The organism is Streptomyces sp. NPDC054883, from assembly GCF_053610645.1.
In genome coordinates this window covers 106,628-132,394 of the sequence record NZ_JBSGYT010000008.1, presented here as the reverse complement: position 1 = coordinate 132,394, position 25,767 = coordinate 106,628, and the positions used below count along the sequence as shown (strand labels likewise).

Annotated in this window: 27 protein-coding genes and 1 pseudogene; 14 read left to right on the top strand and 14 right to left on the bottom strand. The window is 74.9% G+C overall.

Annotation, left to right across the window (positions count from 1 at the left end):
* Window positions 1-157: 157 nt before the first annotated feature.
* The 3 genes from ACWGH1_RS09105 to ACWGH1_RS09095 form a co-directional block, all read right to left on the bottom strand.
* Window positions 158-376, bottom strand: coding sequence for a hypothetical protein (locus ACWGH1_RS09105; protein WP_453408563.1), 219 nt, complete (start codon window positions 374-376; stop codon window positions 158-160).
* Between the two features lie 277 nt (window positions 377-653).
* A complete protein-coding gene (locus ACWGH1_RS09100; protein WP_453356138.1) occupies window positions 654-2,876 on the bottom strand; it encodes an NADP-dependent isocitrate dehydrogenase in 2,223 nt (740 codons plus the stop codon).
* Window positions 2,877-3,073: 197 nt separating this feature from the next.
* The gene (locus tag ACWGH1_RS09095) at window positions 3,074-3,430 is read right to left on the bottom strand and encodes a DUF805 domain-containing protein (RefSeq protein WP_453356137.1); all 357 of its coding nucleotides are present in this window, start codon (window positions 3,428-3,430) and stop codon (window positions 3,074-3,076) included.
* Window positions 3,431-3,683: 253 nt separating this feature from the next.
* Here ACWGH1_RS09095 and ACWGH1_RS09090 point away from each other — a divergent pair, with 253 nt between their 5' ends.
* Window positions 3,684-4,742, top strand: a complete 1,059-nt coding sequence (locus ACWGH1_RS09090) for an NAD-dependent epimerase/dehydratase family protein (protein WP_453356136.1) — start codon at window positions 3,684-3,686, stop codon at window positions 4,740-4,742.
* 818 nt (window positions 4,743-5,560) lie between these two features.
* On the opposite strand, the gene ACWGH1_RS09085 is transcribed toward ACWGH1_RS09090, so the two are convergent.
* Together ACWGH1_RS09085 and ACWGH1_RS09080 are read right to left on the bottom strand one after the other, a co-directional pair.
* A complete protein-coding gene (locus ACWGH1_RS09085; RefSeq protein WP_453356560.1) occupies window positions 5,561-6,670 on the bottom strand; it encodes a sensor histidine kinase in 1,110 nt (369 codons plus the stop codon).
* Window positions 6,667-7,410, bottom strand: a complete 744-nt coding sequence (locus tag ACWGH1_RS09080) for a response regulator transcription factor (RefSeq protein WP_453356559.1) — start codon at window positions 7,408-7,410, stop codon at window positions 6,667-6,669. Before ACWGH1_RS09080 ends, ACWGH1_RS09085 begins: the two co-directional genes overlap by 4 nt.
* Before the next feature lie 129 nt (window positions 7,411-7,539).
* Here ACWGH1_RS09080 and ACWGH1_RS09075 point away from each other — a divergent pair, with 129 nt between their 5' ends.
* Genes ACWGH1_RS09075 through ACWGH1_RS09065 form a run of 3 tightly spaced genes read left to right on the top strand, consistent with a single transcriptional unit; the run spans window position 7,540 to window position 9,523 of the window.
* Complete coding sequence (locus ACWGH1_RS09075; protein WP_453356561.1) at window positions 7,540-8,232, top strand: glycosyltransferase family 2 protein; 693 nt, start codon at window positions 7,540-7,542, stop codon at window positions 8,230-8,232.
* Complete coding sequence (locus ACWGH1_RS09070; protein WP_453356558.1) at window positions 8,229-8,846, top strand: TIGR04282 family arsenosugar biosynthesis glycosyltransferase; 618 nt, start codon at window positions 8,229-8,231, stop codon at window positions 8,844-8,846. The genes ACWGH1_RS09075 and ACWGH1_RS09070 overlap by 4 nt, the downstream gene beginning before the upstream one ends.
* The gene (locus ACWGH1_RS09065; RefSeq protein WP_453408562.1) at window positions 8,843-9,523 is read left to right on the top strand and encodes a class I SAM-dependent methyltransferase; all 681 of its coding nucleotides are present in this window, start codon (window positions 8,843-8,845) and stop codon (window positions 9,521-9,523) included. Before ACWGH1_RS09070 ends, ACWGH1_RS09065 begins: the two co-directional genes overlap by 4 nt.
* A 242-nt stretch (window positions 9,524-9,765) precedes the next feature.
* Here the strand turns inward: ACWGH1_RS09065 and ACWGH1_RS09060 are convergent, their stop codons facing one another.
* Genes ACWGH1_RS09060 through ACWGH1_RS09050 form a run of 3 tightly spaced genes read right to left on the bottom strand, consistent with a single transcriptional unit; the run spans window position 9,766 to window position 11,908 of the window.
* Window positions 9,766-10,257 carry a GNAT family N-acetyltransferase gene (locus ACWGH1_RS09060; protein ID WP_453355335.1) on the bottom strand — a complete coding sequence of 164 codons (492 nt, stop codon included), beginning with the start codon at window positions 10,255-10,257 and terminating at the stop codon, window positions 9,766-9,768.
* A gap of 47 nt (window positions 10,258-10,304) precedes the next feature.
* A complete protein-coding gene (locus ACWGH1_RS09055) occupies window positions 10,305-10,700 on the bottom strand; it encodes a hypothetical protein (RefSeq protein WP_453355336.1) in 396 nt (131 codons plus the stop codon).
* Complete coding sequence (locus ACWGH1_RS09050; protein WP_453355337.1) at window positions 10,697-11,908, bottom strand: molybdopterin-dependent oxidoreductase; 1,212 nt, start codon at window positions 11,906-11,908, stop codon at window positions 10,697-10,699. Before ACWGH1_RS09050 ends, ACWGH1_RS09055 begins: the two co-directional genes overlap by 4 nt.
* Window positions 11,909-12,020: 112 nt before the next feature.
* Between ACWGH1_RS09050 and ACWGH1_RS09045 the strand changes: the two genes are divergently transcribed.
* Window positions 12,021-13,430, top strand: coding sequence for a glycosyltransferase 87 family protein (locus tag ACWGH1_RS09045; protein WP_453355338.1), 1,410 nt, complete (start codon window positions 12,021-12,023; stop codon window positions 13,428-13,430).
* Here the strand turns inward: ACWGH1_RS09045 and ACWGH1_RS09040 are convergent.
* On the bottom strand, window positions 13,403-14,251 hold the full coding sequence (locus tag ACWGH1_RS09040) for a chitosanase (RefSeq protein WP_453355339.1): 849 nt from the start codon (window positions 14,249-14,251) through the stop codon (window positions 13,403-13,405). The two genes, ACWGH1_RS09045 and ACWGH1_RS09040, sit on opposite strands and share 28 nt — an antisense overlap.
* A 223-nt stretch (window positions 14,252-14,474) precedes the next feature.
* On the opposite strand from ACWGH1_RS09040, the gene ACWGH1_RS09035 reads away from it, so the two are divergent.
* Together ACWGH1_RS09035 and ACWGH1_RS09030 are read left to right on the top strand one after the other, a co-directional pair.
* Window positions 14,475-15,065, top strand: coding sequence for a sigma-70 family RNA polymerase sigma factor (locus ACWGH1_RS09035; RefSeq protein ID WP_453355340.1), 591 nt, complete (start codon window positions 14,475-14,477; stop codon window positions 15,063-15,065).
* Entirely contained in the window at window positions 15,062-15,793 is a 732-nt protein-coding gene (locus tag ACWGH1_RS09030; protein ID WP_453408561.1) for an anti-sigma factor, read from the top strand. The genes ACWGH1_RS09035 and ACWGH1_RS09030 overlap by 4 nt, the downstream gene beginning before the upstream one ends.
* A gap of 205 nt (window positions 15,794-15,998) precedes the next feature.
* Here the strand turns inward: ACWGH1_RS09030 and ACWGH1_RS09025 are convergent.
* From ACWGH1_RS09025 to ACWGH1_RS09010, 4 genes and pseudogenes are all read right to left on the bottom strand, one after another.
* Window positions 15,999-16,157: pseudogene (locus ACWGH1_RS09025) on the bottom strand (GNAT family N-acetyltransferase); the annotation flags it as partial.
* Window positions 16,158-16,202: 45 nt separating this feature from the next.
* Window positions 16,203-17,285 carry a magnesium/cobalt transporter CorA gene (gene corA / locus ACWGH1_RS09020; protein WP_453356554.1) on the bottom strand — a complete coding sequence of 361 codons (1,083 nt, stop codon included), beginning with the start codon at window positions 17,283-17,285 and terminating at the stop codon, window positions 16,203-16,205.
* 114 nt (window positions 17,286-17,399) lie between these two features.
* Complete coding sequence (locus tag ACWGH1_RS09015; RefSeq protein ID WP_453356553.1) at window positions 17,400-17,792, bottom strand: TOBE domain-containing protein; 393 nt, start codon at window positions 17,790-17,792, stop codon at window positions 17,400-17,402.
* Window positions 17,793-17,802: 10 nt separating this feature from the next.
* Window positions 17,803-18,735, bottom strand: coding sequence for a LysR family transcriptional regulator ArgP (locus tag ACWGH1_RS09010; protein WP_453356556.1), 933 nt, complete (start codon window positions 18,733-18,735; stop codon window positions 17,803-17,805).
* A 69-nt stretch (window positions 18,736-18,804) separates the two neighbouring features.
* Here ACWGH1_RS09010 and ACWGH1_RS09005 point away from each other — a divergent pair, with 69 nt between their 5' ends.
* The 5 genes from ACWGH1_RS09005 to ACWGH1_RS08985 all read left to right on the top strand — a co-directional run bounded on the left by ACWGH1_RS09005 (window position 18,805) and on the right by ACWGH1_RS08985 (window position 22,480).
* Window positions 18,805-19,428 carry a LysE/ArgO family amino acid transporter gene (locus ACWGH1_RS09005; RefSeq protein WP_453356552.1) on the top strand — a complete coding sequence of 208 codons (624 nt, stop codon included), beginning with the start codon at window positions 18,805-18,807 and terminating at the stop codon, window positions 19,426-19,428.
* 64 nt (window positions 19,429-19,492) lie between these two features.
* Entirely contained in the window at window positions 19,493-20,470 is a 978-nt protein-coding gene (locus ACWGH1_RS09000; RefSeq protein ID WP_453408560.1) for an NUDIX hydrolase, read from the top strand.
* A gap of 124 nt (window positions 20,471-20,594) precedes the next feature.
* Complete coding sequence (locus ACWGH1_RS08995; RefSeq protein ID WP_453356998.1) at window positions 20,595-21,266, top strand: DUF6445 family protein; 672 nt, start codon at window positions 20,595-20,597, stop codon at window positions 21,264-21,266.
* Window positions 21,267-21,369: 103 nt separating this feature from the next.
* Window positions 21,370-21,762, top strand: coding sequence for a DUF6153 family protein (locus tag ACWGH1_RS08990; protein ID WP_453356999.1), 393 nt, complete (start codon window positions 21,370-21,372; stop codon window positions 21,760-21,762).
* 85 nt (window positions 21,763-21,847) lie between these two features.
* A complete protein-coding gene (locus ACWGH1_RS08985) occupies window positions 21,848-22,480 on the top strand; it encodes a DUF305 domain-containing protein (RefSeq protein WP_453357000.1) in 633 nt (210 codons plus the stop codon).
* Between the two features lie 25 nt (window positions 22,481-22,505).
* On the opposite strand, the gene ACWGH1_RS08980 is transcribed toward ACWGH1_RS08985, so the two are convergent.
* Window positions 22,506-23,288 carry a restriction endonuclease gene (locus ACWGH1_RS08980; RefSeq protein ID WP_453408559.1) on the bottom strand — a complete coding sequence of 261 codons (783 nt, stop codon included), beginning with the start codon at window positions 23,286-23,288 and terminating at the stop codon, window positions 22,506-22,508.
* A 422-nt stretch (window positions 23,289-23,710) separates the two neighbouring features.
* On the opposite strand from ACWGH1_RS08980, the gene ACWGH1_RS08975 reads away from it, so the two are divergent.
* Both ACWGH1_RS08975 and ACWGH1_RS08970 read left to right on the top strand, forming a co-directional pair.
* Window positions 23,711-24,538: a DUF1206 domain-containing protein gene (locus ACWGH1_RS08975; RefSeq protein ID WP_453357596.1), complete on the top strand. Its 828-nt coding sequence runs from the start codon at window positions 23,711-23,713 to the stop codon at window positions 24,536-24,538.
* Window positions 24,539-25,521: 983 nt separating this feature from the next.
* A complete protein-coding gene (locus tag ACWGH1_RS08970) occupies window positions 25,522-25,743 on the top strand; it encodes a hypothetical protein (RefSeq protein WP_453408558.1) in 222 nt (73 codons plus the stop codon).
* Window positions 25,744-25,767 lie beyond the last annotated feature (24 nt).

Below are 25,767 nucleotides of genomic sequence, written 5' to 3'. Positions count from 1 at the left end.
CCGGTCCGCCCTCATCTGAAGTCCCTCCCGGAATATGCCCCGTGCGCGGGGCTGCACAGCAGTAGAGCCGATTGCGGGCGTACGGACAACCGTTCGCGTGCGGCCGGGCCGCCGCGCGTACGTCACGGGGACCAGCGCGCCTACGCCGACCGCAGGGCTACCCGTGCGGCAACGGCCGCCACTCCTCGACGGGGAGCCCGAGGATCACCTCGTCCAGCCATGCCCCCGACACCGAGGCGGCGCGCCTGAGGGCGCCCCTCCGGGGTGAAGCCCGCGCGTCCGCGGCGCCGATCACGGCGGCGTTGTCGGCCGGGGTGTCCACCTGGAGCCGGTGCAGCCCGCGCCCGGTGAACCCGTAGTGGCACAGCAGCTGCACGCGGCTAGGGGGTGCCCGGCGGACCATGGCCGGGCCCTGACCACCGGCCCCCCTCGGCGCCGAGACCGTCGGGTGGCCACGTCCTCGTACAGCTCGGCGTGGAGTACGGGTACGTCTTCGGGGAGCCGGGCGCGCAGCCGGATCGGCCTTCCTTCGATCATCCGCTCTTCCCGGCCGGTGGTCCGCCCCGGCCGCAACCGGTTCCGGACCCGGACACGGGACCGCCCCGGCCGGGCACTGGGCCGGCCGGGGCGGAACGCGCGGAACGCGGAAGGGTTTAACCCAGCGTCGCGATCGCCTTGTTGAAGGAGGCGGACGGGCGCATCACCGCGGCGCACTTGGCCGGGTCGGGCTGGTAGTAGCCGCCGATGTCGGCCGGGGAGCCCTGCACCGCGATGAGCTCGCCGACGATGGTCTGCTCCTGCTCGGCCAGCGTCTTGGCGAGCGGCTCGAAGGCGGCCGCCAGCTTCGGGTCGTCGATCTGGCGGGACAGCTCCTGCGCCCAGTACAGGGCGAGGTAGAAGTGGCTGCCGCGGTTGTCGATGCCGCCCAGCTTGCGGCTCGGCGACTTGTCCTCGTTGAGGAAGGTGCCGGTCGCACGGTCCAGGGTGTCGGCCAGCACCTGGGCGCGGGCGTTGCCGGTGGTGGTCGCGAGGTGCTCGAAGGAGACGGCCAGCGCGAGGAACTCGCCCAGCGAGTCCCAGCGCAGGTAGTTCTCCTTGACGAGCTGCTGCACGTGCTTCGGGGCGGAGCCGCCGGCGCCGGTCTCGAAGAGGCCGCCGCCGTTCATCAGCGGGACGACCGACAGCATCTTGGCGCTGGTGCCCAGCTCCAGGATCGGGAACAGGTCGGTCAGGTAGTCGCGCAGCACGTTGCCGGTCACCGAGATGGTGTCCTCGCCGCGGCGGATGCGCTCCAGGGAGAAGGCGGTGGCCTCGACCGGGGAGAGGATCTTGATGGTGAGGCCGTCGGTGTCGTGGTCGGCGAGGTACGTCTTGACCTTCGCGATCAGCTGCGCGTCGTGCGCGCGGCCCTCGTCCAGCCAGAAGACGGCCGGGACGCCGGTGGCGCGGGCGCGGGTGACGGCGAGCTTGACCCAGTCCTGGACCGGCGCGTCCTTGGTCTGGCAGGCGCGGAAGACGTCACCGGCGGCGACGTCCTGCTCCAGGACCACGTTGCCCTCGGCGTCGACGACGCGGACGGTGCCCGCGGCGGCGATCTCGAAGGTCTTGTCGTGGCTGCCGTACTCCTCGGCCTTCTGCGCCATGAGGCCGACGTTGGGCACCGAGCCCATGGTGGCGGGGTCGAAGGCGCCGTGGGCGCGGCAGTCCTCGATGACGGCCTGGTAGACACCGGCGTAGCTGCTGTCCGGCAGGACGGCCAGGGTGTCGGCCTCGTTGCCGTCCGGGCCCCACATGTGGCCGGAGGTGCGGATCATGGCCGGCATGGAGGCGTCGACGATGACGTCGGACGGGACGTGCAGGTTGGTGATGCCCTTGTCCGAGTCGACCATGGCGAGCGCCGGACCGTGGGCCAGCTCGGCCTCGAAGGAGGCCTTGATCTCGTCGCCGAGGTGCGGGACGCCGTCCAGGCCCTTGAGGATCGCGCCGAGGCCGTCGTTCGGGGACAGGCCGGCGGCGATCAGCGCGTCGCCGTAGCGGGCGAAGGTCTTCGGGAAGAAGGCGCGGACCACGTGGCCGAAGATGATCGGGTCGGAGACCTTCATCATGGTGGCCTTGAGGTGCACGGAGAACAGGACGTCCTCGGCCTTGGCGCGCTCGATCTGGTCGTTGAGGAAGGTGCGCAGCGCGTCGACGTGCATCACGGACGCGTCCACGACCTCACCGGCGAGGACCGGTACGGACTCGCGCAGCACGGTGGTCGTGCCGTCGGCGGCGACGTGCTCGATGCGCAGCGTGCCGGCCTCGGCCATGACGGCGGACTTCTCGGTGGAGCGGAAGTCGTGCTCGCCCATGGTGGCGACGTTCGTCTTCGACTCGGGGCTCCAGGCGCCCATGCGGTGCGGGTGGGCCTTGGCGTAGTTCTTGACCGAGGCGGGGGCGCGGCGGTCGGAGTTGCCCTCGCGCAGGACCGGGTTGACGGCGCTGCCCTTGACCTTGTCGTAGCGGGCGCGGATCTCGCGCTCCTCGTCGGTCTTCGGGTCGTCCGGGTAGTCCGGGAGCGCGTAGCCCTGGCCCTGGAGCTCGGCGACCGCGGCCTTGAGCTGCGGGATCGAGGCCGAGATGTTGGGCAGCTTGATGATGTTCGCTTCCGGCGTCTTCGCCAGCTCGCCGAGCTCGGCGAGGGCGTCGGCGATGCGCTGCCCCTCTTCCAGGTGCTCGGGGAAGCTGGCGATGATCCGACCGGCCAGGGAGATGTCACGGGTCTCGACGTTCACACCGGCCGTCGACGCGTATGCCTGGACCACAGGCAGGAACGAATACGTCGCGAGGGCCGGGGCCTCGTCAGTGTGCGTGTAGATGATGGTCGAGTCAGTCACCGGATGCTCCGCTCCACAGTCTGCGTCTCTCGTCTGCAACATTGCTCGACATCAAGATATCTCGTGATCGGGCCGCTCCGGACAGCCCCCCGGCCGCGAGGTCACGAGAGACATGTCACCCTCGCGCGAAAGCGCCGCCTCCGGCTGTTTCCAGCCGGCGGCGGCGCTCGGAACGCGCGGTGCGGTGGGGGCGCGGGTCAGGCGGCGACGACCTGCTTGGGGTCCGGCCCGTACTGGTTCGAGCCGGGGTTCCCCTCGGTGGCCATGAGGACGAGCAGCCAGATCCCGCCGATGAAGGGGATCAGGCTGATCAGGTACCACCAGCCGGACTTGCCGGTGTCGTGCAGCCGGCGCACGGAGACGCCCAGGCTGGGCAGCAGGACGGCGAGGCTGTAGATCCAGGTGATGACGGGGTAGCTGTCGAGCGCGAAGTCGATGACCATGAGGACGACGACGACCGGGATGTTCCACAGGACGAACATCCAGTACTCCTGCCGGCGGGCCCGGCCTTGGAAGTCCGCGTAGCGCTTGAGAATGTCCGTGTAGTAGTGCACGGGTCCCCCCAGGGAGCGGATTCGGCCACTCCTCCCGCAGGAGCGACCCCAGGCCGGACTTATGCCCTTCTTACAGCGCCCTCAAGCCACTCGGGGGGTGCGAAGATGCGCCGGATCCCTTGGGGGCAAAGGGAGTTGAGGCTTCCGTGATCCCGGCCGCCGGCCGCCGCGGAGGCTGCGGAGAAGTGACGGAACCCTTACGGCGCCGCGCCGGAGCCGCCGGCGGGGCGGCGGGATCCGTAGCGTCCGGTGCATGCGCGTACTCGTCACCGGAGGAGCCGGGTTCATCGGCTCGCACATCGTCACGGCCCTGCGCCGGCGCGGGCACCGCCCCGTGGTCCTCGACGCCCTGCTGCCGGCCGCCCATCCCGTCCCGGAACAACCGCCGGGGCCCGATTTCGTACGGGCCGACGTGCGGGATCCCGATGCCGTACGGGCGGCCCTGCGCGGGGTGGACGCCGTATGCCACCAGGCCGCGATGGTCGGGCTCGGCAAGGACTTCGCCGACGCGCCCGCCTATGTCGGGGCCAATGACCTGGGGACGGCGGTCCTGCTCGCGGCGATGGCCGAAAGCGGAGTCCGCGGACTCGTCCTCGCCGGTTCGATGGTGGTCTACGGGGAGGGCCGCTACGAGTGCCCCCGCCACGGCGTCGTGCGGCCCGGGCCGCGCCGGGCCGCGGACCTGTCCGGGGGCCGCTTCGAGCCGCGCTGCCCCGCCTGCGGAGCGGAGCTCGCGCCGGGCCTGGTGGACGAGGACGCGCCGGCCGACCCGCGCAACGTGTACGCGACCACGAAGCTGGCCCAGGAGCACCTGGCGGCCGCGTGGGCGCGGTGCGTGGACGGCCGGGCGGTGTCGCTGCGCTACCACAACGTGTACGGGCCGGGAATGCCCCGCGACACCCCGTACGCCGGGGTGGCCTCCTTCTTCCGGTCGGCACTGGCCAGGGGCGAGGCGCCGCGGGTCTTCGAGGACGGGGCCCAGCGGCGCGACTTCGTCCACGTCGGGGACGTCGCGGCGGCCAACGTGGTGGCCCTGGAGGCGCTGGGCTCCGCGGGTGGGCCCCCGGCGGGGGCCTGCACCCCGTACAACACGGGCAGCGGCGAGCCGCACACGGTCGGCGAGATGGCCTCGGCCCTGGCGGCCGCGCACGGCGGCCCGGAGCCGGTCGTGACGGGCGAGTTCCGCCTGGGCGACGTCCGGCACATCACGGCCGACTCGCGCCGCCTCCGCGCGGACCTGGGCTGGCACCCGGAGGTCCCCTTCGAGAAGGGCATGACGGAATTCGCCCACGCCCCCCAGCGCCCTACCTGAGCCCTGGGCGGGCGACCTCCGGGAACCGGCCGGCGCCGCGCACCGCCAGACGTCGACCCACCCGGCCGGGCCGGCTCCCAGCCCGCCCGGCAGCCCCCAGGAGCGGGAGGCCCGCTCCGGCAGGGCTGAGCCCAGCTCTGCCCGGGGGCCCGCGCCACTTCGGCTACCGGCTACCCGGCTACCCGGCTACCCGGCTACCGGCAGAAGGTCTTCCCGGCCGGGGCACACTGCCCGCCGCGCCGGGCGCTCGGGCACACCGACGCCGCCGGGGGCTCCGGGGCGAGACGCACCGGGCCTTGCGGGCCTATGGGCACGATCCGAGGCCCGCGGCCACCGTACGAAGGCGGCCCAGGCCGGGCCGCACTGCCCCCGCGCCCGGCGCGCGCGGGCGCTCCGGCACCCGCTGGGCCACCGGGCGAGACGCGGTGCGAGGCCTCGCGAGCCTGGGGGCACGATCCGGGGCCCGCGCAGACACCGCCCGGGCACCCCGGGCCTTGCGGGCCCGGGACCGCCATCGAAGGGGCACGACGAGGCCCAGCCCTGCCCGCACGAACCGGGACCCGCCGCTACCGGCAGGAGGTGGCCCCGGCCGGGCCGCGCCGGAGCGCCCGGCGCGCTCGGGCGCTCCGGCACCCGCTGGGGCACCGGGGCGAGCGGCTGCCGCGGGTCTCGCGGGCACCGCCATCGGTAGCCGTGGGTGCCACGGGGCCCAGCCCTGCTCGGGCGTCATGTGGGGCCGGCGCCCACCGGCGGGAAACCCCCTCCGGGCCGGCCCGGGGCCCGCGGACACCGGGGTGCATTGCCCTCCGCGGGCGGGGTCACGCCGGGAGCGGGAGGGTCACCTCGAAGCGGCAGCCGCCCGGGACGTTGTGGACCGTGGTGCGGCCGGCGTGGGCCTCGACGATGCCGCGGACGATGGCGAGGCCCAGGCCCGCTCCGGCCGGGGGCGTGCGGGCGGTCGTGCCGCGCCAGCCCGTGTCGAAGACCCGGGGCAGGTCCTCGGCCGCGATGCCGCCGCAGCCGTCCGTGACGGACAGGACGACCGCCCCGGCCTGCCGTTCGGCGGCGATCGCGACGGTCCCGTCGGCCGGGGTGTGCCGGATCGCGTTGACCAGCAGGTTCGCCAGGACCCGGGTCATCTCCTTGCCGTCCACCTCCACCGGCACCCGCTCCACGGTGTCCCCCACCAGCCGGACCCCGTGCTCGCGCGCCAGCGGGTCCACCCCCGACAGCGCGTCCCCGACCAGGTCGTACACCGACATTCGGCTCGGGGTCAGGCCGAGTGCGCCCGCGTGGATCCGGGACAGCTCGAACAGGTCCCCGACCATCGAGTTCAGCCGCTCCACCTCGGTGCGGATCTGCCGGTGGTAGCGGGCCGGGTCGGCGGCCATGCCGTCCTCCAGCGCCTCCGACATGGCCCGCAGTCCGGCCAGCGGGGTCCGCAGGTCGTGCGAGATCCAGGCCACCAGCTCCCGCCGCGAGGCCTCCAGCGCGCGCTCCCGCTCCCGGGAGGCGGCCAGCTTCGCGCTGGTCGCCGCCAGCTCGCGGGCCAGCGCGTCCAGTTCGGCGGTGGTCTGCCCGGACGGCGCCGCGAAGCTGCCGCCGTCACCGAAGTCGCGTGCCGCGAGCGACAGTTCCCGGCTGCGGGCGACCACCCACCGCCCCAGCACGAGCGCGGTCGCCAGGGAGACCACCGCCGCCATCGCCGCGACCAGCGTCACCACGCCGAGGTCGTGCGGGGACAGGAACATGGCCTGGGCGACGGCGAGGGTTCCGGCCAGCATCGCGGTGACCGTGACGGCGGCGATGACCGTGAGCGAGACGGCGGCCGAGCGGTGCCGCACCAGCCGCAGGACGCCCGCACCGAGCACCCCGGCACAGGCGGCCCCGCCGAGTGCGAACAGCGCGATCAGCAGGATGTCGTTCATGCCGGCTCCCCCGTTCCCGTGGGAGCCGGCTCCGCGGCCCCGTCGGGATCGAATCGGTAGCCGACCCCCCACACCGTCTGGATCAGCCGTGGCCGCCCCGGGTCGGTCTCGATCTTCGCGCGCAGCCGCCGTACGTGCACGGTCACCGTCGACAGGTCGCCGAAGTCCCAGCCCCACACCCCGCGCATCAGCTCCTCCCTGCCGTGCGCCCGCCCGGGGTGCCGCAGGAAGTGCGCGAGCAGGTCGAACTCCCGCAGGGTCAGGGTGAGTTCCCGTCCGTCCTTGGTGGCGCGGTGGGTCGCGGGGTCGAGCGCGAGCCCGGCGCCCGCGAGGACCTCCGGCACTCCGGCCGGCCCGGCGGCGCGGCTGCGCCGCAGGACGGACGTCACGCGCAGCACCAGCTCGCGCGGGCTGAACGGTTTGGTGACGTAGTCGTCCGCGCCCACCTCCAGGCCCGCGATCCGGTCGTCCTCGTCGCCCCGGGCGGTCAGCATGATCACCGGTACCGGACCGGCCAGGCGCAGCCTCCGGCACACCTCCAGCCCGTCCAGCCCCGGCAGCATCAGGTCCAGGACCACCAGATCGGGGCGGGCGCGCCCGGCGAGGTCCAGGGCGGACGGTCCGTCACCGGCCTCCTCCACGGCGAACCCGGCGCGCCGCAGGTACTGGGCGACGACCTCGGAGACGGTCGGGTCGTCGTCCACGACGAGGATCCGGGCGGGGGGCGCTTCCATACTCATGGCGTTCAGCCTCCCATCCGGGGCCCGGCTACGGGGGCGCCGGCCCTGCGGGTGAGGGTGACGTCCGCGTTTCGTAAGGACTCCCGGGCCCCAACGTGGCCTTCCGCTTTCTACGGTGATCGCGTGACCATGACCGCGACCGTAGACGTCGTACTCCCCTGTCTCAACGAGGCCGAAGCCCTGCCCTGGGTGCTGGACCGCATTCCCGCCGGCTGGCGGGCGCTGGTCGTGGACAACGGTTCCACCGACGGCTCGGCCGGGATCGCCCGGGCGCTCGGCGCCACCGTGGTGCGCGAGGAGCGGCGCGGGTTCGGCGCCGCCTGCCATGCCGGGCTGCTCGCCGCCGAGGCGGACATCGTCTGCTTCTGCGACTGCGACGCCTCCCTGGACCCGGGGCTGCTGACCGGGTTCGCGGCTTCGGTGGCCGCCGGTGAGGCCGATCTGGTGCTGGGCCGGCGCCGTCCGCAGGGCCGCGGTGCCTGGCCCGTGCACGCCCGGGCCGGGAACCTGGCGCTGGCCCGGATGCTGCGCCGCCGGACCGGCCTGGAGCTGCGCGACCTGGGCCCGATGCGCGCCGCCCGGCGGACCGGCCTGCTGGGACTGGACCTGACCGACCGGCGCTCCGGGTACCCGCTCGAGATGGTGGTGCGGGCGGCGGACGCCGGGTGGCGGGTCCGGGAGGTGGACGTGCCCTACCTGCCCCGGTCCGGGAAGTCGAAGGTGACCGGCACCTGGCGAGGCACCTGGCAGGCCGTCCGGGACATGAGCCGGGTGCTGGCACAGCCCGCCGGCGGCCGCCCGGTGGCCGGGGGTGCCCGGTGAGTACGCTGCTGGTGATCGCCAAGGAACCCCTGCCGGGCCGGGTCAAGACCCGGCTGACCCCGCCCTTCACCCCCGCCGAGGCGGCCGCGCTGGCGGAGGCCGCGCTGGCGGACACCCTGGAGGCAGTGGCCCGGACCCCCGCAGAGCGGCGGGTGCTCGTACTGGAGGGGCGGCCCGGTCCGTGGCTGCCGCCCGGGTTCGAGGTGGTGCCGCAGGTGGCCGGAGGCCTCGACGAGCGGCTCGCGGCCGCCTTCGCGGGCTGCGCCGGACCCGCGCTGCTGATCGGCATGGACACCCCGCAGGTCACCCCCGAACTGCTGACGGTCGACTGGTCGGAGCGCGACGCGTGGTTCGGGCCGGCCGCCGACGGGGGTTTCTGGGCGCTGGGTCTGGCGACTGCGGATCCGGCGCTGCTGCGCGGCGTACCGATGTCCGTGTCCGAGACGGGCGCCGTCCAGTACGGGCGGCTGCGCGCGGCCGGGCTGCGGATCGGGCGGCTGCCGGTGCTGCGGGACGTGGACACCGCCGAGGACGCCCGGCTGGTGGCGGCCCGCGCCCCGGCGGGTGCCTTCGCGGCCCGGCTGGCGCAGCTCGCCCCGGCGGCCCGCCGATGAGCGCGCCGGGGGCGGTCGCGGCCTGGTCGGCGGACCCGTACACGGTCGCGCTGCGCAGCGGCCGGGGTCCGCTGTTCCTGCGGCGCGGGGACGGCTGGCTGTTGCCGCTGGACGTGGAGCGCTGGTGCGAGGAGCCCGACGGGGCGGACCGGACGGTGCTGGACCGCTGCCGGGGAACGGTGCTGGACATCGGCTGCGGTCCCGGCCGGCTGGTGTCGGCGCTGGCCGCCCGGGGGCACCGCTCCCTGGGGATCGACGTCAGCCCGGAGGCGGTGGCCCGTACGGCCCGGTCGGGCGGTACGGCACTGCACCGGTCGGTCTTCGACTCCCTTCCCGGGGAGGGCCGTTGGGACACCGCCCTGCTGATCGACGGGAACATCGGGATCGGCGGCGACCCGGCGGCGCTGCTGCGCCGGATGGCCGAGGTGCTGGCCCGGAGGGGCACGCTGGTGGTCGAGTGCGCGGAGGTGGAGGTGGACGAGCGCTGCGAGGTCCGGGTCGCGGACGGGCGCGGCGGCCTCGGCTCCCCGTTCCCGTGGGCGCGCGTCGGCGCCGGGGCGCTGGCCGCGCACGCGGCGGCCTCCGGCTGGGCGCCGTCGGAGCGCTGGTCGGCGCGGGGCCGGGTGTTCGTGGAACTGACCCGCACCTGCCCGCCGCGCCGGCCGTCCCGCCCGTAGCCCCGGTCCGGTCCGGCCCGCGGCGACGGGCGGATCGGGCGTTCACGGAGTCGACCGCCCCGCGGCCACCGCGCCGGCCCGCCCCCGGCCGTAGGCAGCCGGCCCGTTCCCGCCGCGCAGGGGCCCGGCCGGCCCCCGGCGGCCAGGTCACGCACCACCCGCTCCGCGGACCGTCCGAGCGCTCTGCGGTCGGCCAAAACGGAGGCCGGTCACCGCCCTACGCCCTTGGGCGGGCCGGACGTTCAGGGGCCGGCCGGGAGGCGGAGGGCGTGACGGACGGCCGGGCGGCCGTCGATGAGGGTCTCCCCGGCGACGGTGAAGCCGTTGCGGGCGAGCACGGCCATGGAGGCCGGGTTGTCGAGGGTGGTGACGGCGGTCAGTGCGCGCAGCCCGTACGGGCCCGCGGCCAGCCGGCGGATCTCGCCGACCGCCGCCGTGGCCAGGCCCCGGCCGGCCGACTTCTCGCCGATCCGGTAGCCGAGTTCGGCGCTCCCGTCCTGGACGTCCACGAGGTTGATCCGGCCGGCCGGCCGCCCGTCGTACTCGAACACGAGGTGGAAGTGGCAGGTGCCCGCGTCCTGTTCGGCGAGGAGGGCACGGTGCCGGGCCGGGAAGCCGGCGAAGTACGCGTCGCCCCGGTCCGGCACGGTGCGCGCGAAGTAGGCCCGGTTCTCCCGCTCGAAGGCCAGCAGGGCGTCCGCGTGGTCCGCCCTCAGCCGCTCCAGTCTCATCACGGCCCCCGAGCATACGGACGTACGCCCGGGGTCCGTCACGTCGCCCGTCAGCGGCGGGCGCGGGAGCGGGCCGCCGAGACCGCCGCGAGGAGCGCCGTCACCACGGCCACCGCCCCCAGGACCAGCAGCAGGTTCCGCCCGTACGGGAGGGGCAGCGCCGACGGGTTGGCGGTGCCCCCCGGCCGCAGTAGCAGCGGAAGCGTGATCAGCACCACCGCACCGCCGGTGAGCAGCGCCCCGCGCAGCAGCCTCCGCGCGGGCAGCGCCGCCAGCAGCAGGCCGGCGCCCAGCACCAGCGGGGCGATCAGCGCGTCGTGCAGGACGAGGGCCCCGCCGAGCCAGACGAGTACGTCGAGGGGATCGGGCAGCGCGGCCACCAGCCGGGCCCCGACGGCGATCGACAGCAGCCCGAGGGCGCCGAGGGCGTACCGGTAGGTCTTCACAGCACCTCCAGGCGGGTGACCCACTTGGTCTGGAGCACGCCCGGCCGGTTGGGGGCGATGATCCGCGCGGGATAGCCGTGGTCCGGGGAGAGCACCTGTCCGCCGAGTTCCAGGGCGAGCAGGGTCAGCGGGTCCTCGGCGTAGTCGCGGCCCATCTCCATCACCCGGTAGGCGCCGTTGGCCTCCAGCGAGGTGACCCGCAGCCCGGCGCCGGGCGGTGCGCCGGCCCGGGCGAGCAGGTCCCTGATCCGCACCCCGCTCCAGTGGGCGTCCACGCTCCAGCCTTCGACGCAGGCCATGGGAAGCCGGGCGGAGGTCCGCGGCAGCGCGCGGAGCTGGTCCAGCGTCAGCCGGTAGGGAGCCGGGCCGATCACCTCCAGCCGCCAGTCCTCCAGTGCCTCGGCGGTGATCCCGGCGGCCGCGGCCGTCCGGTTCACCGGCACTCCCGTCTGCCCGGCGTCGGGGTGCCGGGGCGCGAGCAGGTCCAGCCTCTTGAGCGGGGTGAACGCCTGTCCGACGGTGGTGAGGGTGACGACGCCGACGGCGGCGCCGGCACCGAGGAGCAGCGCGCGCCGGTCGGGTCCGTCGGCGGCCGGGAGTTCCGGCGTCCCGGCCGAGCGGCGACTCCAATGGGCCTTGATGTCGGGGGCCTTGACCGCGATGTGGAGGAGGATCGAGCCGGTCGCGACCCAGGCCAGCGCGAAGTGCGTCTGGATGAACCCGAAGGGCCACGGGTACCACTCGCCGATGTTGAGCAGCCCGGTGAACACCTCCAGGACCGCGGCCGCCACCAGCACGGCGACCGAAAGCCGTTCCAGTGCGTGCCGTACGCCCTGCACCGGCGGCCGGACGAACAGCCTCGGGTAGACCGTCCACAGCTTGACCAACAGCATTACGATCGCCGCGAGTCCGGTCGCGATGTGCAGGCCCTGGCTGAGCCGGTAGCCCCAGACCGGCCGGGCGGGCAGTGCGTCCGCCGCCCAGGACGGCGGGTGCTGGAGGTAGTGGCTGATCAGGCCGGTGACGAAGCAGACGGCGAAGGCCGCGCCGAGCCACCGCCCGACGGCGGTGGCGGTCCGGGCGTCGTGCAGCCGGCCGGAGAAGGAGGGCGGCCGGACCGGGAAGGACGCCAGCCGGCCGGAGGGCCGGGGCGGCCGGACGGCAGGGGACGCGCGCCGCCAACGGCTGCGCGGGGCTTGGGGAGTCATGCCCCCATCACACCGCCGCCGGGCGCCCCGCGGGCGGTTCGACTCCTTACGAAACGCGGACGTCGGGCCAGGTCACGCGCCGGGCGCGGGCTCCCGCTGGGAGGCTGGCCCGATGAACGAGCCCCGCCGCCGCCCCGGCCCCTGGACCGCCCTCACCGTGGTGCTGCTCGCCGCACTGACCGCCGTCCTCGTGCCGGCCGTCCGCGACGAGGGCTACCGGACCGACCCCGCGGGGCTCACCCGGTGGTACGCCGCCGCCTGGCTGCTGTTCGGCGCGGCCGCGTGGTCGCTGCGCCGGGTCCCGCGGCGGCGGGTGGTTCCGCTGGTCCTGGCGGGCGCGCTGGCCGTGGCGGTGGTCGGGCTGGCCGGGCCCCCGCTGACCAGTACCGACTCCTTCCGGTACGCCTGGGACGGCCGGGTCCAGGCCGCCGGGATCTCCCCGTACGACCACGCCCCGGCGGATCCGGCCCTGAGCGGGCTGCGCGACGACTGGCTGTTCCCGCACGGCGGGCCGGCCTGCGCGGGACCGGACCGGGCCGCGCTCGGGCCCGGGGTGTGCACCCGCATCAACCGGCCCGCCGTGCACACGATCTACCCGCCGGTCGCCGAGGGGTACTTCGCCCTCGTGCACGTCCTGTCGCCGCCCGGGGTGCGCCACAAGGCGCTGCAGGCCGGTGGCGCGCTGACGGCGCTCGGCGTGACGGGGGCGCTGCTGCTGGTCCGGCGGCGCGCGGGCGCGGATTCCCGTACGGCCGCGTACTGGGCGTGGTGTCCGGCGGTCGCGGTGGAGGCCGTGAACAACGCGCACGTGGACACGCCGGCGGTGCTGCTGTCGGTGGCCGCGCTGGGGGTGGTGGTGCGCCACCGGGTGGCGGGCGGGGCGCTGTTCGGGCTGGCGGTCGCCGCGAAGCTGCTGCCGGCCGTGCTGCTGCCGGGAGCGCTGGCGGGCGTACGGCGGTGGCGGGACGCGGCGGCCGTGCTGCTGCCGACGGCCGCGGTGGTGGGGCTGGTGTACCTGCCGTACGTCCTCGTGTCCCGCTCGTCCGTCTTCGGGTACCTCGGCGGGTACGCCGAGGAGGAGGGGTACGAGGACCCGGGCGCGGGGGGCCGGTACGCGCTGCTGCGGCTGGTGCTCCCGGAGTCCTGGGCGGTCCCGGCCGTGGCGCTCGGCATGGCGGCGGTGGTGGCGTACGTCTGGTGGCGCGGCGATCCGCTCCGGCCGTGGAGCGCGGCCCTGACCGTGACCGGTACCGCGTTCTTGCTGATGACCCCGGGCTACTCCTGGTACGCGCTGCTGCTGGTCGCGCTGGTGGCGCTGGACGGCCGCGCGGAGTGGCTGGGGGTGGCCGTCGCGGGCGCCGCCGCGTACGTTTCCGCGCCCGCGCTGGGTGCTTCGACGGTGCAGGTGGCTTACGGGCTGGCGGCCGTGGCGGTGCTGGCGGGGTGGGCGGCCCGGGCCGGGAGGGGCATCCGGTCCGGGCCGCCGCGGGTGGCTCAGCCGATGTGGAAGGAGTCCCCGTAGACCTTCCAGTCGAGCGGGGTGTCGAGGTTCAGGTTGCCCTTCTTCAGGAAGACCCGCTGGGCGGTGTCGACTCGGCTGGTGTCGCTGTGCGCCTCCTCCTGCTTCATCGCCCAGACGCGGGCGTCGAGGAAGGCGTTCAGCCAGGTGGTCTCGCTGCCGCCCTGGGCCGGGGGCTTGGCCTTGGTCAGGGCGCGCTTGCGGATGTTGCGGAAGCTGGTGGAGTCGGTGCCGTCGCCGTGCATGACGATGGCGTCGTAGTACATGAACTGGCCGAGCGTGCCGACCCCGTCGGACTTGCCCTGCTTGACGGCGGGGTCGAAGTACACCCGGTCGCGCTCGTGGTCCTGGGCCTTCTTGAAGTCCGTGTCCTGGGCGGCCTTCGCCCAGTCCTTGGTGAAGTTCGGGTCCAGGCCCTTGTGCGAGTCGGTGCCGTCGACCTTGCGCAGCGCCGGGAGGTACTTGGCGAGCACGTTGCCGGGCTTGACCTGCGTGTAGTACTCGACGAGGTCGAGCATGTCGCCGGTGCCGGAGCAGAAGCCGATGATGCCGGCCGTGTAGCCGCGGCCGTCGCCTATGTCCTCGATGTACTTGTACTGCGCCTTCCAGTCCAGCGAGGAGTTCTCGGCGCTGGAGACGATCTGCATGGCGATGTCCTTCTTCGCCGGGTCGTCGAGTCCGCTCGCCTTGGCGGCCGTGGCGGGGAGGGCGGCGGCCGGGACCGGGGCCGCGGTGGCGTGCGCGGCGACGGGGACGGCGAGCAGGGCGGCGCCCAGGAGGGCGCCCACGGCGACGGTCTTGCTCTTGCGGTGGGGGGCGAACACAAGGCCTCCATACGGGGGTTGAGGCTTCCGATTCCGTTAGGAAACTTTCCTACCAGATAACGCGCGCGGCGAAAACCCCCGTTGTCATTTCCGGAGCAATCCAATCCGCGGCGGGCCTCCGCTCCGAATGCTGGTGGAGGACCCGAGCAACCGCCCACTCCGGAGGACGACCCGCCATGACCCGTTCGCGAAACGCCCGCTCCGGCCGGCGAAGGAGGCCCGCGTGCACCAGCAGCCGGTGACCTTCGGCGGGCCCCGGGAACGCTCCGGGCCCGACCTGCCCGCCCTGATGGAGCTGATCGCACGCGGCGACCAGGACGCCTTCGCCGCGTTGTACGAGGTGATCGCCGGCCCCGTCCACGGGATCGTCGTCAGGGTCCTGCGCGACCGCGCCCAGTCGGAGGAGGTGACGCAGGAGGTGCTGATCGAGGTCTGGCGCCAGGCGCCGCGCTACCGGCCCGACAAGGGCAGCGTGATGACCTGGGTGATGACGATCGCCCACCGCCGGGCGGTGGACCGGGTCCGCTCGGCGCAGGCCGCGACGGCCCGCGAGCAGGACAACGCGGCGCGCGAGCACACGCGCGCCTATGACGAGGTGAGCGAGCGGGTGGAGATCAGGCTGGAGAGCGAGCAGGTGCGCCGCTGCGTGCGCGGGCTCACCGAGCTCCAGCGGCAGGCCGTCCACCTCGCCTACTACGGCGGGCTCACCTACCGCGAGGTCGCCGAGACCCTGAGCACCCCGCTCCCCACGGTCAAGACACGGCTGCGCGACGGGCTGATCCGGCTGCGCGACTGCATGGGAGTCACCGCATGATCAGCGGCACCGACCAGTTGCACGCGCTGTCCGGCGCCTACGCCCTGGACGCGCTGGACCCCGAGGAACGGGAGGCGTTCGCGCGCCACCTGCCCTCCTGCCCGCTGTGCGCGCAGGAGGTGGGGGAGTTCGCCGCCACGGCGGCCCGGCTGGGTTCGGCGGTCGCCCTGGCGCCGCCCCCTGGGATGCGGGCCGAGGTGCTGGCCCGCATCGACTCGGTGCGCCAGCAGCCCCCGCCCCGGCGGGGCATCGTGGCCCTGCGCAGACGGGCGCTCCCGCTGGCCCTCGCGGCCTGCCTGGCCGGGGCACTGGCGTTGGGCGGCACGGCCCTGTGGCAGCGGGAGCAGGCCCGGGAGGCCGCCAGGGCGGTGCACGACCTGCGGGACCTGACCGACGTCATCGCCGCTCCCGACGCCCGCACGGTGACCGGCCGCACGGTGTCCGGCGCGCGGGCGACCGTGGTGGTCAGCGAGGCGCGCAACCAGGCGGCGTTCCTGAGCTCCGGGCTGCCGGCCGCCCCGGCGGGCAAGACGTACCAGCTGTGGTTCGCGGACGGCGGGGGGATGCGTCCGGCCGGTCTCGTCCCGGGCGACGGCGGCACCCTGATGAACGGCCCGGTGGGCCGGGCGACCGCGGTCGGGCTGACGCTGGAGCCGGCGGGCGGCTCGGCCCGGCCGACGTCGCAGCCGCTGGTGCTGATGAGCCTGGCCGCCGCCCGGGGCCGCTGAGCGGCGCCCGTCGGTTGGCGCCCGGCTGCGGCCGCTCAGCCCCGCGCGGCGCCGCCGCGCGGGCCGGTGCGGCGAGGCGGGCGGTCATGGCCCGCTTCGCCTCGGGCCATTCGGCGCGCGTCAACGCGTACAGCGCGGAGTCGCGGACCCAGCCGTCCCGCATCACCATGTGGCTGCGCAGGACGCCTTCGAGCCTGGCTCCGAGCCGGGATCCGGCCGCCCGCGAGGCGCTGTTGCGGACATCGGTGAGGAACTCGACCCGGTTCGTGCCCAGCGTCTCGAAGGCACGGCCCAGCATGAGCAGCTCGGCCTCGGCGTTCACGCCCGTGCGCCGGCAGGCAGCTCCCGGGAAGGTCCAGCCGATCTCCAGCCTCCGGTGCGCGAGGTTTGTTACCGGCCGGGGCGCGGATCAGAGCCAGCCGTTGCGCCGGAAGCCGCGGTAGATGACGTAGCAGGCGAGCGCCATGACGACGAGGACGATCGGATAGCCGTACATCCAGTGCGTTTCCGGCATGTGGTCGAAGTTCATCCCGTAGACCCCGCAGACCATGGTCGGGACGGCGACGATCGCCGCCCAGGCCGTGATCTTGCGCATGTCCTCGTTCTGGGCGACGGTCACTTGCGCGAGGTGGGCCTGGAGGATCGAATCGAGGAGGGAGTCGTAGGAGCCGATCTGCTCGGTGGCCCGGGAGAGGTGGTCGGCCACGTCGCGGAAGTAGGCGCGGACCTCGGGCGGGATCACCGGTATCGGCTGCGTGGCCAGCTGCTGGAGCGGCCGGGCCAAGGGGGCCACCGCCCGGCGCAGTTCGAGCAGTTCGCGCTTGAGCTGGTAGATCCGGCCGGCGTCGCCGCCGGCCCCGTTCTCGCTGAACACGGCGGTCTCGACGGCGTCCATGTCGCTCTGCACGGCGTCCGTGACGGCCACGTAGTCGTCCACCACGTGATCGGCCATCGCGTGCAGGACCGCGGCCGGCCCCTTGGCGAGCTGCTCGGGTGCGGCTTCGAGGGCCTCGCGGACGGGTCCGAGGGTGCCCTGTCCGCCGTGCCGGATGGTGATCACGAAGTCCTCGCCGGTGAAGGCCATCAGCTCGCCGGTCTCGACGACCTCGCTGGTCGCCGTCAGCTCTTCGTGCTCGACGTAGCGGACCGTCTTGAAGACCGCGAAGAGGGTGTCGTCGTAGCGTTCCACCTTGGGCCGCTGGTGCGCGTTCACGGCGTCCTCGACCGCGAGGGGGTGCAGCCCGAACAGCTCCGCGAGCCCCGCGAGTTCCTCCTGGGGCGGCTCGTGCAGACCGATCCAGACGAAGCCGTCGCCGTGCTTGCGGACCCGGCGCAGCGCCTCCTCCGCGTTGGCGCAGCCGTCCTGGCGGACGCCGTCGCGGTAGACCACGCAGTTGACGACCGCGCTGCCGAGCGGGGAGCGGGCCGGGTGGCTGAGGTCGACGGCCCGGCGGTAGCCGCGGCGCACGGCCCGGCGCAGGCTGCTGAACATGGACAACGGGTTACTTCCCTTCGGCGGATCAGCGGCCAGTCTGCCACCGCCGCCGCACGCCCTACCGCCGCCCCGCGCCCGCGCCCTCACCCGTGACGCGGAACCGGGGCGCGGTCAGGCCCGGTCGACGAAGACGCTGGTCGACTTGACGCGGGCGACGGCCCGGGCCCCGACCTCCAGGCCGAGCTCCTCCACCGCTTCCCGCGTCAGCAGGGACACCACGCGGTGCGGTCCGGCCTGGATCTCCACCTGCGCGTCGACGGTGCCGAGCTTCACCGCGGTGACGATGCCCGGAAAGGCGTTGCGCGCCGAGGTGTAAGGGGTCTCGTCGCCGTCCGCCCCCTCCCGCGCCAGTTCCACGCAGAAGGCCGCGAGGTCGGGGCCGTCGACCATCCGCCGGAGCCCGTCGCGCCGGGTCGGGAACCGCTCGGCGTCGGCCCAGCGGCGCGCCGTGTCGACGCTCACGCCGAGCAGCCGGGCCGCCTGGCCGATCGTGTAGGAGTCCATGGCGCCCACCCTAAGGCGTCGGGTCCGCGGGCAGCAGCGCCTCCGCCGCCGCCTCGGCGATCACCGCCGCGACGGCCGCCAGCGCGGGCGAGTCCAGTTTCCACTGCTGCCAGTACAGCGGCACGTCCATGGTTCTGCGCGGCGTGAGCAGGACCAGCTCCCCCCTCCGCAGCAGGGGCTCCGCCTGCGGCTGCGGCACCATCCCCCAGCCGAGCCCCGCCGCCACCGCGTCGCGGAAGCCCTCCGAGGTCGGCACGTGGTGCCGGGCGGGAGCGGCCTCGGCCTCCGGCGCGCCGGGACCGGCGAGCGACCGTACGAACCGGTCCTGCAATTCGTCCCGGCGGTCGAAGACGATCGCCGGCGCCCCGCCCAGCCGATCCGCCAGGGGGCGCGAGCCGGCCAGGTACCGGGCCACGAAGGCGGGGCTCGCCACCGGCAGGTACCGGGCGAGGCCCAGCGCCCGTACCGTGCAGCCCGCCACCGGATCGGGCGAGGAGGTCACCGCCGCCATCACCTGGCCCTCCCGCAGCAGCGCCGTCGTGTGCGACTCGTCCTCGCGGTGCAGCTCGAAGCAGACCGGCGGGTCCTGCGGGACCCGCGTCAGGGCCGGCAGGAACCAGGTGGCCAGCGAGTCCGCGTTGACCGCTATCGGGAGCCGCACCGGGCCCCGCCCCTCGGCGCTGCCCATGCCCAGCTCGGCGCGGGCGTCGCGCTCCAGCCGGGCCAGCTGGCGCGCGAAGCGGACCACCACCTGCCCGGATTCCGTGACCCGTACCGGTTTGGTCCGCATCAGCAGCACCCGGCCCGTGCGCTGCTCCAGGGCCTTGACGCGCTGGCTGACGGCGGAGGGCGTGACGTGCAGGGCGGCGGCGGCCGCATCGAAGGTGCCTTCGTCGACCACCGCCAGCAGCGTCCGTACCTGTTCGAGGGGAAGTTCGTCCATCACGAGCGCTAATGCTACGTAAAAATCTTTAGCTGTACTGCATGAGCATCGCCGCCTACGGTCGGACACATGACACCCGGCATCACCACAGCGGCCCTGGCGGGCTTCGGCACCGGCCTTTCCCTCATCGTCGCCATCGGCGCGCAGAACGCCTTCGTCCTGCGGCAGGGAGCGCGCCGGCACGCCGTCCTCCCGGTCGTGGCCATCTGTGCCGTCTCCGATCTGGTCCTCATCGTCCTCGGCGTCGCCGGCGTCGGCGCCTTCGTCACCGCCTGGCCCGCCGCGCTCACGGTCGTCGCCCTCGCCGGAGGCGGCTTCCTGATCTGCTACGGGGTCCTCGCGGCCCGCCGGGTACTGCGGCCCGTGCCGGGCGCCGCCCTGAGCACGGACGGCGGCTCCGCCGGCTCCGCCCGCCGGGCCGTACTGACCTGCCTGGCCATGACCTGGCTCAACCCGCACGTGTACCTGGACACCGTCCTGCTGCTGGGCTCCCTCGCCGCCGACCGCGGGGACCTGCGGTGGGCCTTCGGCATCGGCGCCGGGGTGGCCAGCCTGACGTGGTTCGCCACCCTGGGCTACGGCGCGCGCCTGCTGAGCGGCCTGCTGGCCCGCCCGGCGGCCTGGCGGGTCCTGGACGGGCTCGTCGCGGCCACGATGGTGACGATGGGCGGCATGCTGCTGGCCCGCGCCTGACCGCCCCGCGGCCGCGGGGCGCCCACAATGGTGCGGCCCCTGCCCTTCTCACCCGGGAGACCGAGTGCCCGACCGCCCCTCCCCCGGTGACCCGCGCGCGGACCGCGCCGCCCAGCGCGCCCCGCTCGTCACCGCGACCGGCATCGTCCTGGACGCCCGCGGGCGGGTCCTCGTACTGACCGCCGCGCACGGGAACGGCGCCGAACTGCCCGGCGGCGCGGTCACGGACACCGAGACCCCCGAGGAAGGGCTGGCCCGGCGGCTGCGGGAGGAGCTGGGCCTGGCGGCGCCGGCCGGCCGGCTGCTCGCCGTCGACTCCTGCCGGCCCGGCGCGCTCGGCCGGTCCCTCGTCGCGCACCTGCATCTCGTCGGACCGCTCACTCCCGGGCAGGCCGCCTCGGTCTCCGTGGCCGGCGGCGAGGCCGCCGGGGCGCACTGGCTGACGCCCGAGGAGGCATGCGAGCGGCTCCCCGCCCGCGCCGCCCACCGGCTGCGCGCCGCACTGGCCGCCCTGTACGCCGGTTCCTTCGCGCACTTGGCCGACGCGAGCCCCCAACCCGGCTCGCCCGCCGGGCTCGACCCCGCCCGCCGGGCCGAACTGGAACACGCGGGCGCCTTCGACGCCGCCGGACACCGCGCGGCGCGCCCGAAAGCCGTCACCGCGGCGAGCGTGCTGTTCACCGACCGGGACGGCCGCGTCCTGCTGGTGCGTCCCGCCTACGGCAGGCCGGGCCGCTGGATCCTGCCCGGCGGCGGCGTCGACAGTGACATCGGCGAGACCCCGCGGGCCGCCGCCGCCCGCGAGGTACGCGAGGAGACCGGCCTGGACCGGGCCCCCGGGCGGCTGCTCGCCGTCAACTGGGCCCACAAGCAGGGACGGCCGGCCCGCATCCGGTTCCTCTACGACGGCGGTGTGCTGAGCCCGGCCGAACTCGGCGCCGTCCGGCTGCCGTCCAGCGAGCTGCTGAGCTGGCGCACCGCGGCCCGGGGCGAGCTGCGTTCGTCAAACCCCTGCTGCGCCGGCAGATCGAGGCCTGCCTGACCGCGCTGGCCGAGGGCACCGGCCCGCTGGAACTGCACGGCGGCCGTCCGTATGAGGAACCCTTGACCCAAGGTTGACCGCTTCCCTGGCGAGCCCCGCCGGTCCGGCAACTACGTTCCCATCCATGTCTCTACGACCCCCACCCCTCCCCGTACTCCCGTACCGCAAGCCGACGCGCGGCCGCGACTACTGGATACTCGACGACGTGCTGCCGGACCCGGACGCCGTCCGGCAGCGCTGCCTGACCAGGAACGACTGGACGGAGGGCTACCCCCACAAGCCGGAGAGCTGGCCGGGCCTGCGCACGATGCCCGCGCTGGAGCCGGCCGAACTGGCGCACGTGGAACGGCTGGTGCGCAAGGCGACCGGCGCCCCGAAGATCTGGGCCGAACAGCCCTCCGGGGGCGGTACCTTCAACCACAACTGCGTCCAGGTCGTCGGCGCGGGCGAGTGCGAGCCCCGCCCCCACACGGACTCCCGCTCCCTGTGCCGCTACGCGGCCGTGCTCTACCTCAACCCCTCGGTGCCCAAGGACTACGGCACGAGCTTCTACCGCCAGCAGCTGGCGGGCGGCAGCCTCGGCGGCAACCAGGTGGCCGCCCCGCACAACAACCTGGTCGACGCCCTCGGCACCCGCTTCGTCTCCCCCGAATCCTTCGTGGAGGACGTCCGCGTCCCCCACAAGGCCAACCGTCTGCTCCTCTACTCCGCCAATCTGATCCACACGGCCACGGCTTACTGCGGCACCACCCTGGAGGAGAAGCGCATGACGGCCGTCTTCTTCTGGATGGCCTGACGCCGCACACGGTCGGCCTCACGCGGCTCCCCCCACCCGTACGCCGCGCCCCCGCCGACGGCCGTGGACGGTATCGTCGGGCGCGGGAGGTCGGAGCGTGAGCGTGAGCCGGAGCGGTCGGGCGGCGGGTGCCTGGGGGCAGCTGCTGCTGATCGTCGTGCTCGCGCTCGGTGTCTTCGTGATGCACACGACCGGCCATCCCGACAGCCCGTCCGCCCACCAGACCGCCCACCCGTCCGCGCACGCACCGGCCGCGATGGCGGCCTCCGGCCCGGACCGCGGCGACCGGGCGGCACCGCACGCTCCGGGCATGGACATGGCCTCCCTGTGCCTGGCCGTGCTGGGCGCGGCCGTCCTCCTCGTGCTGGTGCGCGCGGCCCTGCGCCGGTGCACCGAAGGACCGGCGAATCGGCGCGCGGGCGCGGTGACCTGCCTGGTCCCCCGCCCGCCGCCACGGGCCCCCGACCTCACCCTGCTGTCGATCCTGCGCATATAGGCCGAACGCCGCCGCGGGCCGGTCCCTCCTGCCCGCGGAACCCCGTCCGTCCGCATCCGCAGATCAGACACCACGAGGTTTCACCATGCCCAGTACCACCCCGCGCACCACCCTGCGCCGCATCTCCCTCGCCGCCACCACGACCGCCGCCGGGCTGCTCCTCGCCGCCTGCGGGGGCGGCGGCAGCACGATGAACGGTATGGAGCACGGCGCACCCAGCGCCACCCGGGCGGCGTTCGGCGCCGCGGACGTCACGTTCGCGCAAGCGATGATCCCGCACCACCAGCAGGCCGTCGAGATGGCCGCGCTGGCGGAAGGACGGGCCCGGGACACCGGTATCAAGACGCTCGCCGCCGCGATCCGGACGGCACAGGACCCCGAGATCCGGACCATGAGGTCCTGGCTCGCGGCCTGGGGGAAGCCGGAAGCGGGCAGCGCCATGCCGGGGATGGAGCACGGCTCCGGCGCGCACGAGGGATCCGGCACCGCCGGGATGATGTCCGACCAGGACATGAAGGACCTCGGCGCCGCCCGGGGCACGGACTTCGACAAGGCGTTCGCCCGCCTGATGATCGCGCACCACAACGGGGCGATCGAGATGGCCCGCGCCGAACAGCGCAACGGCCAGGACCCCGCCGCGAAGAAGCTGGCCGACGAGGTCGTCAAGAACCAGTCGGCGGAAGTCGGGCAGCTGACCGCGATCCTCGCCCGCCTCTGACACTTCCTCGCTCTCCGTCCGGCCGCTACAGCGGTCGGACGGGGGCGGGGACACAGTCCCAGGGGGCGGGGCCGGTGCCGGCGGACCAGGCGTGCAGGGCCTGCCGGTCGAAGCAGAGGATGCCGCACTGCTCGGCGTACTCGGCCGCCGGGGCGGTGAAGTCGCCGGTGGTCACGACCGCGGCCACGTCGGCCTCGTGGACCGCGTAGCAGGTGCCGCCGAAGCGCTGGAGGTCCTGCGATCCGACCTTGTTGGTGGCGCAGTAGCGCTTGCACTGGACGACGACGCGCCGCCCGTCGGGGGCGGTGGCGACGATGTCGGCGCCCAGGTCCCCCGCGCCGCCGACGACGCTCACGTCCCGGCAGCCGTCCCGTTCGCACAGCTCGGCGACGGCCACCTCGAACGCGTCGCCGTCGAGCGCGTCGTAGTCCGTCCCGGCCATGGCCACCTGGGGCGCCACCGGCTCCGGCTCCACCGCCACGGGCTCCGGCGCCGCGCATTCCGGTGCGACGGCCTCGGCCGCCGCGCGGTCCAGCGCCCGCGCGGCCCGGCGAGCCGCCCGGCGCAGCCGCAGCCGGCGCCCCGCACGGACCGAGCTCCACCCGGCCGGGACGCAGGCCGCCGCCGCGAGGGCGGCCGCGGCCGGGTGCTCGGCGGCCGCCCCGGCCAGGATCCGTACGGCGAACCCTGCGCCGCACACCAGCAGCGCCACGGCGGCGAACCACAGCGCGGTCGCACGCAGGCTGAACCGGGGCCTGCGCCCGGCCGGTCGCACGGGCCCCGGTATGGGCCGGGTCGGAATGGTCATCGGCGCATCGTCCCCCTGTCGGTGCAAGATCGTTGCTGGCTTCTGCCCGGGTCGGCCGGGTTGAAGCGGCCGACGACGCGGCCGGCCCGTCCGTCGGCCGGACAAGAAAAGTGGCGGTGCAGTGTTTGCGCCCCCGGATCCGGGCCATACGGCTTGATGTCGGTGGGCTGGCGCTTCGAGCGGTGTGGCAGCCCACCGGGATCGGCGCCCGCACGCGGCACCCCCTCCCCCCGGGTGTCGTGTGCGGGCCACCGAACCGGTACCCCCCGCTGCCGTACCCACCCGTCCCGGCCGAGGCCCGACGGGCCGGTACGGCAGCTTGCGCTGCCCGGAAGACTCACGAACCGACCGTACGGGGAAGGTTGAGGGATGCGGCACATAGAGGTGGACGTCCGGCGCCCCGCGGGACGAGGGCCGGCCCGGTGACTTCCACGGTGGCCGACCAAGGGGTGCGCGCCGTCTCCCGCGGCGGCACCGCCCGCGAAGTCACGGCGCGCAGCGGGCTGGTGGCCCGGGGCGTGCTCTACGCCCTGACCGGGCTGCTGGCCGTACGCGTCGGCCTCGGCACCGGTGGCGGACAAGAGGCCGACCGGCAGGGGGCGTTGCAGGAACTGGCCGGGAAGCCGTTGGGGCCGTTCCTCGTCTGGGCCGTCGGCATCGGTCTGGTCGGCATGCTGCTGTGGCGGTTGTCCGAAGCCGCGTTCGGCGCCGCGGGCCCGAAGGGCGACGCGGCCACGAAGCGGCTGGCCTCAGCGGCCCGGGCCGTCTTCTACGCCGTCGCCGCCTGCTCGGTCCTGTCGTTCGCGGCCGGCTCGGGCGGCGCCCGGTCCGGCGACGAGCAGTCGCGCGACGTGACGGCGAAGGCCCTCGGCTGGCCCGGCGGCCAGTGGCTGGTCGGCGCGGTCGGCGCGGCCCTGCTCGTGGGCGGAGTCGTCATCGCGGTACAGGCCGTCCGGCGCACGTTCCGCAAGCACATGAACCTGAGCGGCCTCTCCCGCCAGTGGCGCCGGGCCGTCGAACTGCTCGGCGTGGCCGGCGGCGCGGCACGCGGCACGGTCTTCGCCGCGGCGGGCGGATTCGCGGTGCACGCCGCCGTGCGCTACGACCCGGCCCAGGCGAAGGGCGTGGACGACACCCTGCGCACGCTGACGCAGACCCCCGCGGGGCCGTGGCTGCTGGTGGTGGTGGCCGTCGGGCTGATGCTGTTCGGGGCGTTCTCCCTGGCGATGGCCCGGTGGCGCGAAGTCTGACCCGCGGCCTGCGAACAGTACGTGTCACTCGCCCGACCGGTTCGGCCGGGGAACCCGGACGCGTGGGTCCCGGGCGGCATCAGGCCGTACCGCCCGGCCCCCCCTTCGCTCCCGGCTCGGGGCGCCGCGGGCTTCGCGCACGGCCCCGCCGCCCGTGGAGCCGCGGGCCGGGTCGGCCGTCCCCTGGGCCGCGTACCCGGCTTGCTCCCGGGTGACGGACACGGCGTCCTGTGCGGCGGGCCCGACGGATTCGACCGCCGCTGCGCGGTTTACGTCCTGAGCCGCCGCCGAGGCGGTCTGCCCGGCCGGCTCCAGCACTCCCTCCTCCGCCGCGGTGACCCGGCAGCGGGCCGGCTCCGAAGGCGATGAGGCCCGCGGCCAGAGCTGCCCCGCGGCTGCCGTCCGGCCCGGGCGGGCGGCTGCCGGAGGGCCCCGGTCACGCCGCCCTCCGCCGCCGGGGCGGTGCGGCCGGGAGGCCCGGGCGGCTTGGTGCGCGGGCCGCCGGGGCGGTGCCGGCGAAGTGACCGGCGGCCTTCCGTCGGGTGGCCGGAAATCCGCGCGCAGACCGGCGCGGCGGGCGCGCCGTGTGCGTGCGGCGGCTGCGACCGTCCTGCGGTGTCGAGGGATCGGCGTACGGGCCCCGGCCAGCGCCCAAGTCGAGCGGCGCGCCCGTGCCGTCGGTGTCCGGCGAGTTCGGGGCGAACCGTTCGCCCCGGTGCCGGAGGGCCGGGCGGCGTTCAGTCCGTGGGCCACGCACGCGGCCGCGGAGCCCGCCGGTGCCACGTCCGCGAGAAACACGCCGGGTCGGCGCCGCGCGAAGTCCTGGAGCGACCGGGCCGTCGGCCCGACGCCCGCGGAACCGGCTCTCGGCCTGGGCCGACCGGGGCAGAAAAGACATATGCGGTGCAGGGTGGAATGCGCGCGGAAACGGGTAGCAGAACCCGTCCAGTCGCAGACGACGGCGGAGTGGTGCGTGATCGGTGATGGCCGACTGCAAGGTTCCCGACTACCGCACGGGCAGGCGCGGCCGGCACTGGACGCACGCCCTGCGCAGCGCGCAGCGGGCCGGAGCCGTGATCGTCACGGATGACACCGGGGAGCCCGTCTCCTACTCCCACACCGGCAGCGGCCCCGGCCGCCTGCGGCCGTGGGTCAGCGCGCAGGGCGTCCGCTACGACAGTTACGAGGTGCACCCGGAGTGGTAGCGCCAAGGGTCCCCGCCGTCGGCC

Excerpts from the sequence above, each read along its gene's own strand:
- ACWGH1_RS09050 (WP_453355337.1), bottom strand. The coding sequence starts at position 11,908 with ATGACTCCCCAAGCCCCGCGCAGCCGTTGGCGGCGCGCGTCCCCTGCC.
- ACWGH1_RS09005 (WP_453356552.1), top strand. The coding sequence starts at position 18,805 with ATGACACCCGGCATCACCACAGCGGCCCTGGCGGGCTTCGGCACCGGC.
- corA (WP_453356554.1), bottom strand. The coding sequence starts at position 17,285 with ATGTTCAGCAGCCTGCGCCGGGCCGTGCGCCGCGGCTACCGCCGGGCC.
- ACWGH1_RS08980 (WP_453408559.1), bottom strand. The coding sequence starts at position 23,288 with ATGACCATTCCGACCCGGCCCATACCGGGGCCCGTGCGACCGGCCGGG.
- ACWGH1_RS09030 (WP_453408561.1), top strand. The coding sequence starts at position 15,062 with ATGATCAGCGGCACCGACCAGTTGCACGCGCTGTCCGGCGCCTACGCC.
- ACWGH1_RS09045 (WP_453355338.1), top strand. The coding sequence starts at position 12,021 with ATGAACGAGCCCCGCCGCCGCCCCGGCCCCTGGACCGCCCTCACCGTG.
- ACWGH1_RS09090 (WP_453356136.1), top strand. The coding sequence starts at position 3,684 with ATGCGCGTACTCGTCACCGGAGGAGCCGGGTTCATCGGCTCGCACATC.
- ACWGH1_RS09015 (WP_453356553.1), bottom strand. The coding sequence starts at position 17,792 with ATGGACTCCTACACGATCGGCCAGGCGGCCCGGCTGCTCGGCGTGAGC.
- ACWGH1_RS09010 (WP_453356556.1), bottom strand. The coding sequence starts at position 18,735 with ATGGACGAACTTCCCCTCGAACAGGTACGGACGCTGCTGGCGGTGGTC.
- ACWGH1_RS08985 (WP_453357000.1), top strand. The coding sequence starts at position 21,848 with ATGCCCAGTACCACCCCGCGCACCACCCTGCGCCGCATCTCCCTCGCC.
- ACWGH1_RS09080 (WP_453356559.1), bottom strand. The coding sequence starts at position 7,410 with ATGAGTATGGAAGCGCCCCCCGCCCGGATCCTCGTCGTGGACGACGAC.
- ACWGH1_RS08995 (WP_453356998.1), top strand. The coding sequence starts at position 20,595 with ATGTCTCTACGACCCCCACCCCTCCCCGTACTCCCGTACCGCAAGCCG.
- ACWGH1_RS09065 (WP_453408562.1), top strand. The coding sequence starts at position 8,843 with ATGAGCGCGCCGGGGGCGGTCGCGGCCTGGTCGGCGGACCCGTACACG.
- ACWGH1_RS09075 (WP_453356561.1), top strand. The coding sequence starts at position 7,540 with ATGACCGCGACCGTAGACGTCGTACTCCCCTGTCTCAACGAGGCCGAA.
- ACWGH1_RS08970 (WP_453408558.1), top strand. The coding sequence starts at position 25,522 with ATGGCCGACTGCAAGGTTCCCGACTACCGCACGGGCAGGCGCGGCCGG.
- ACWGH1_RS09085 (WP_453356560.1), bottom strand. The coding sequence starts at position 6,670 with ATGAACGACATCCTGCTGATCGCGCTGTTCGCACTCGGCGGGGCCGCC.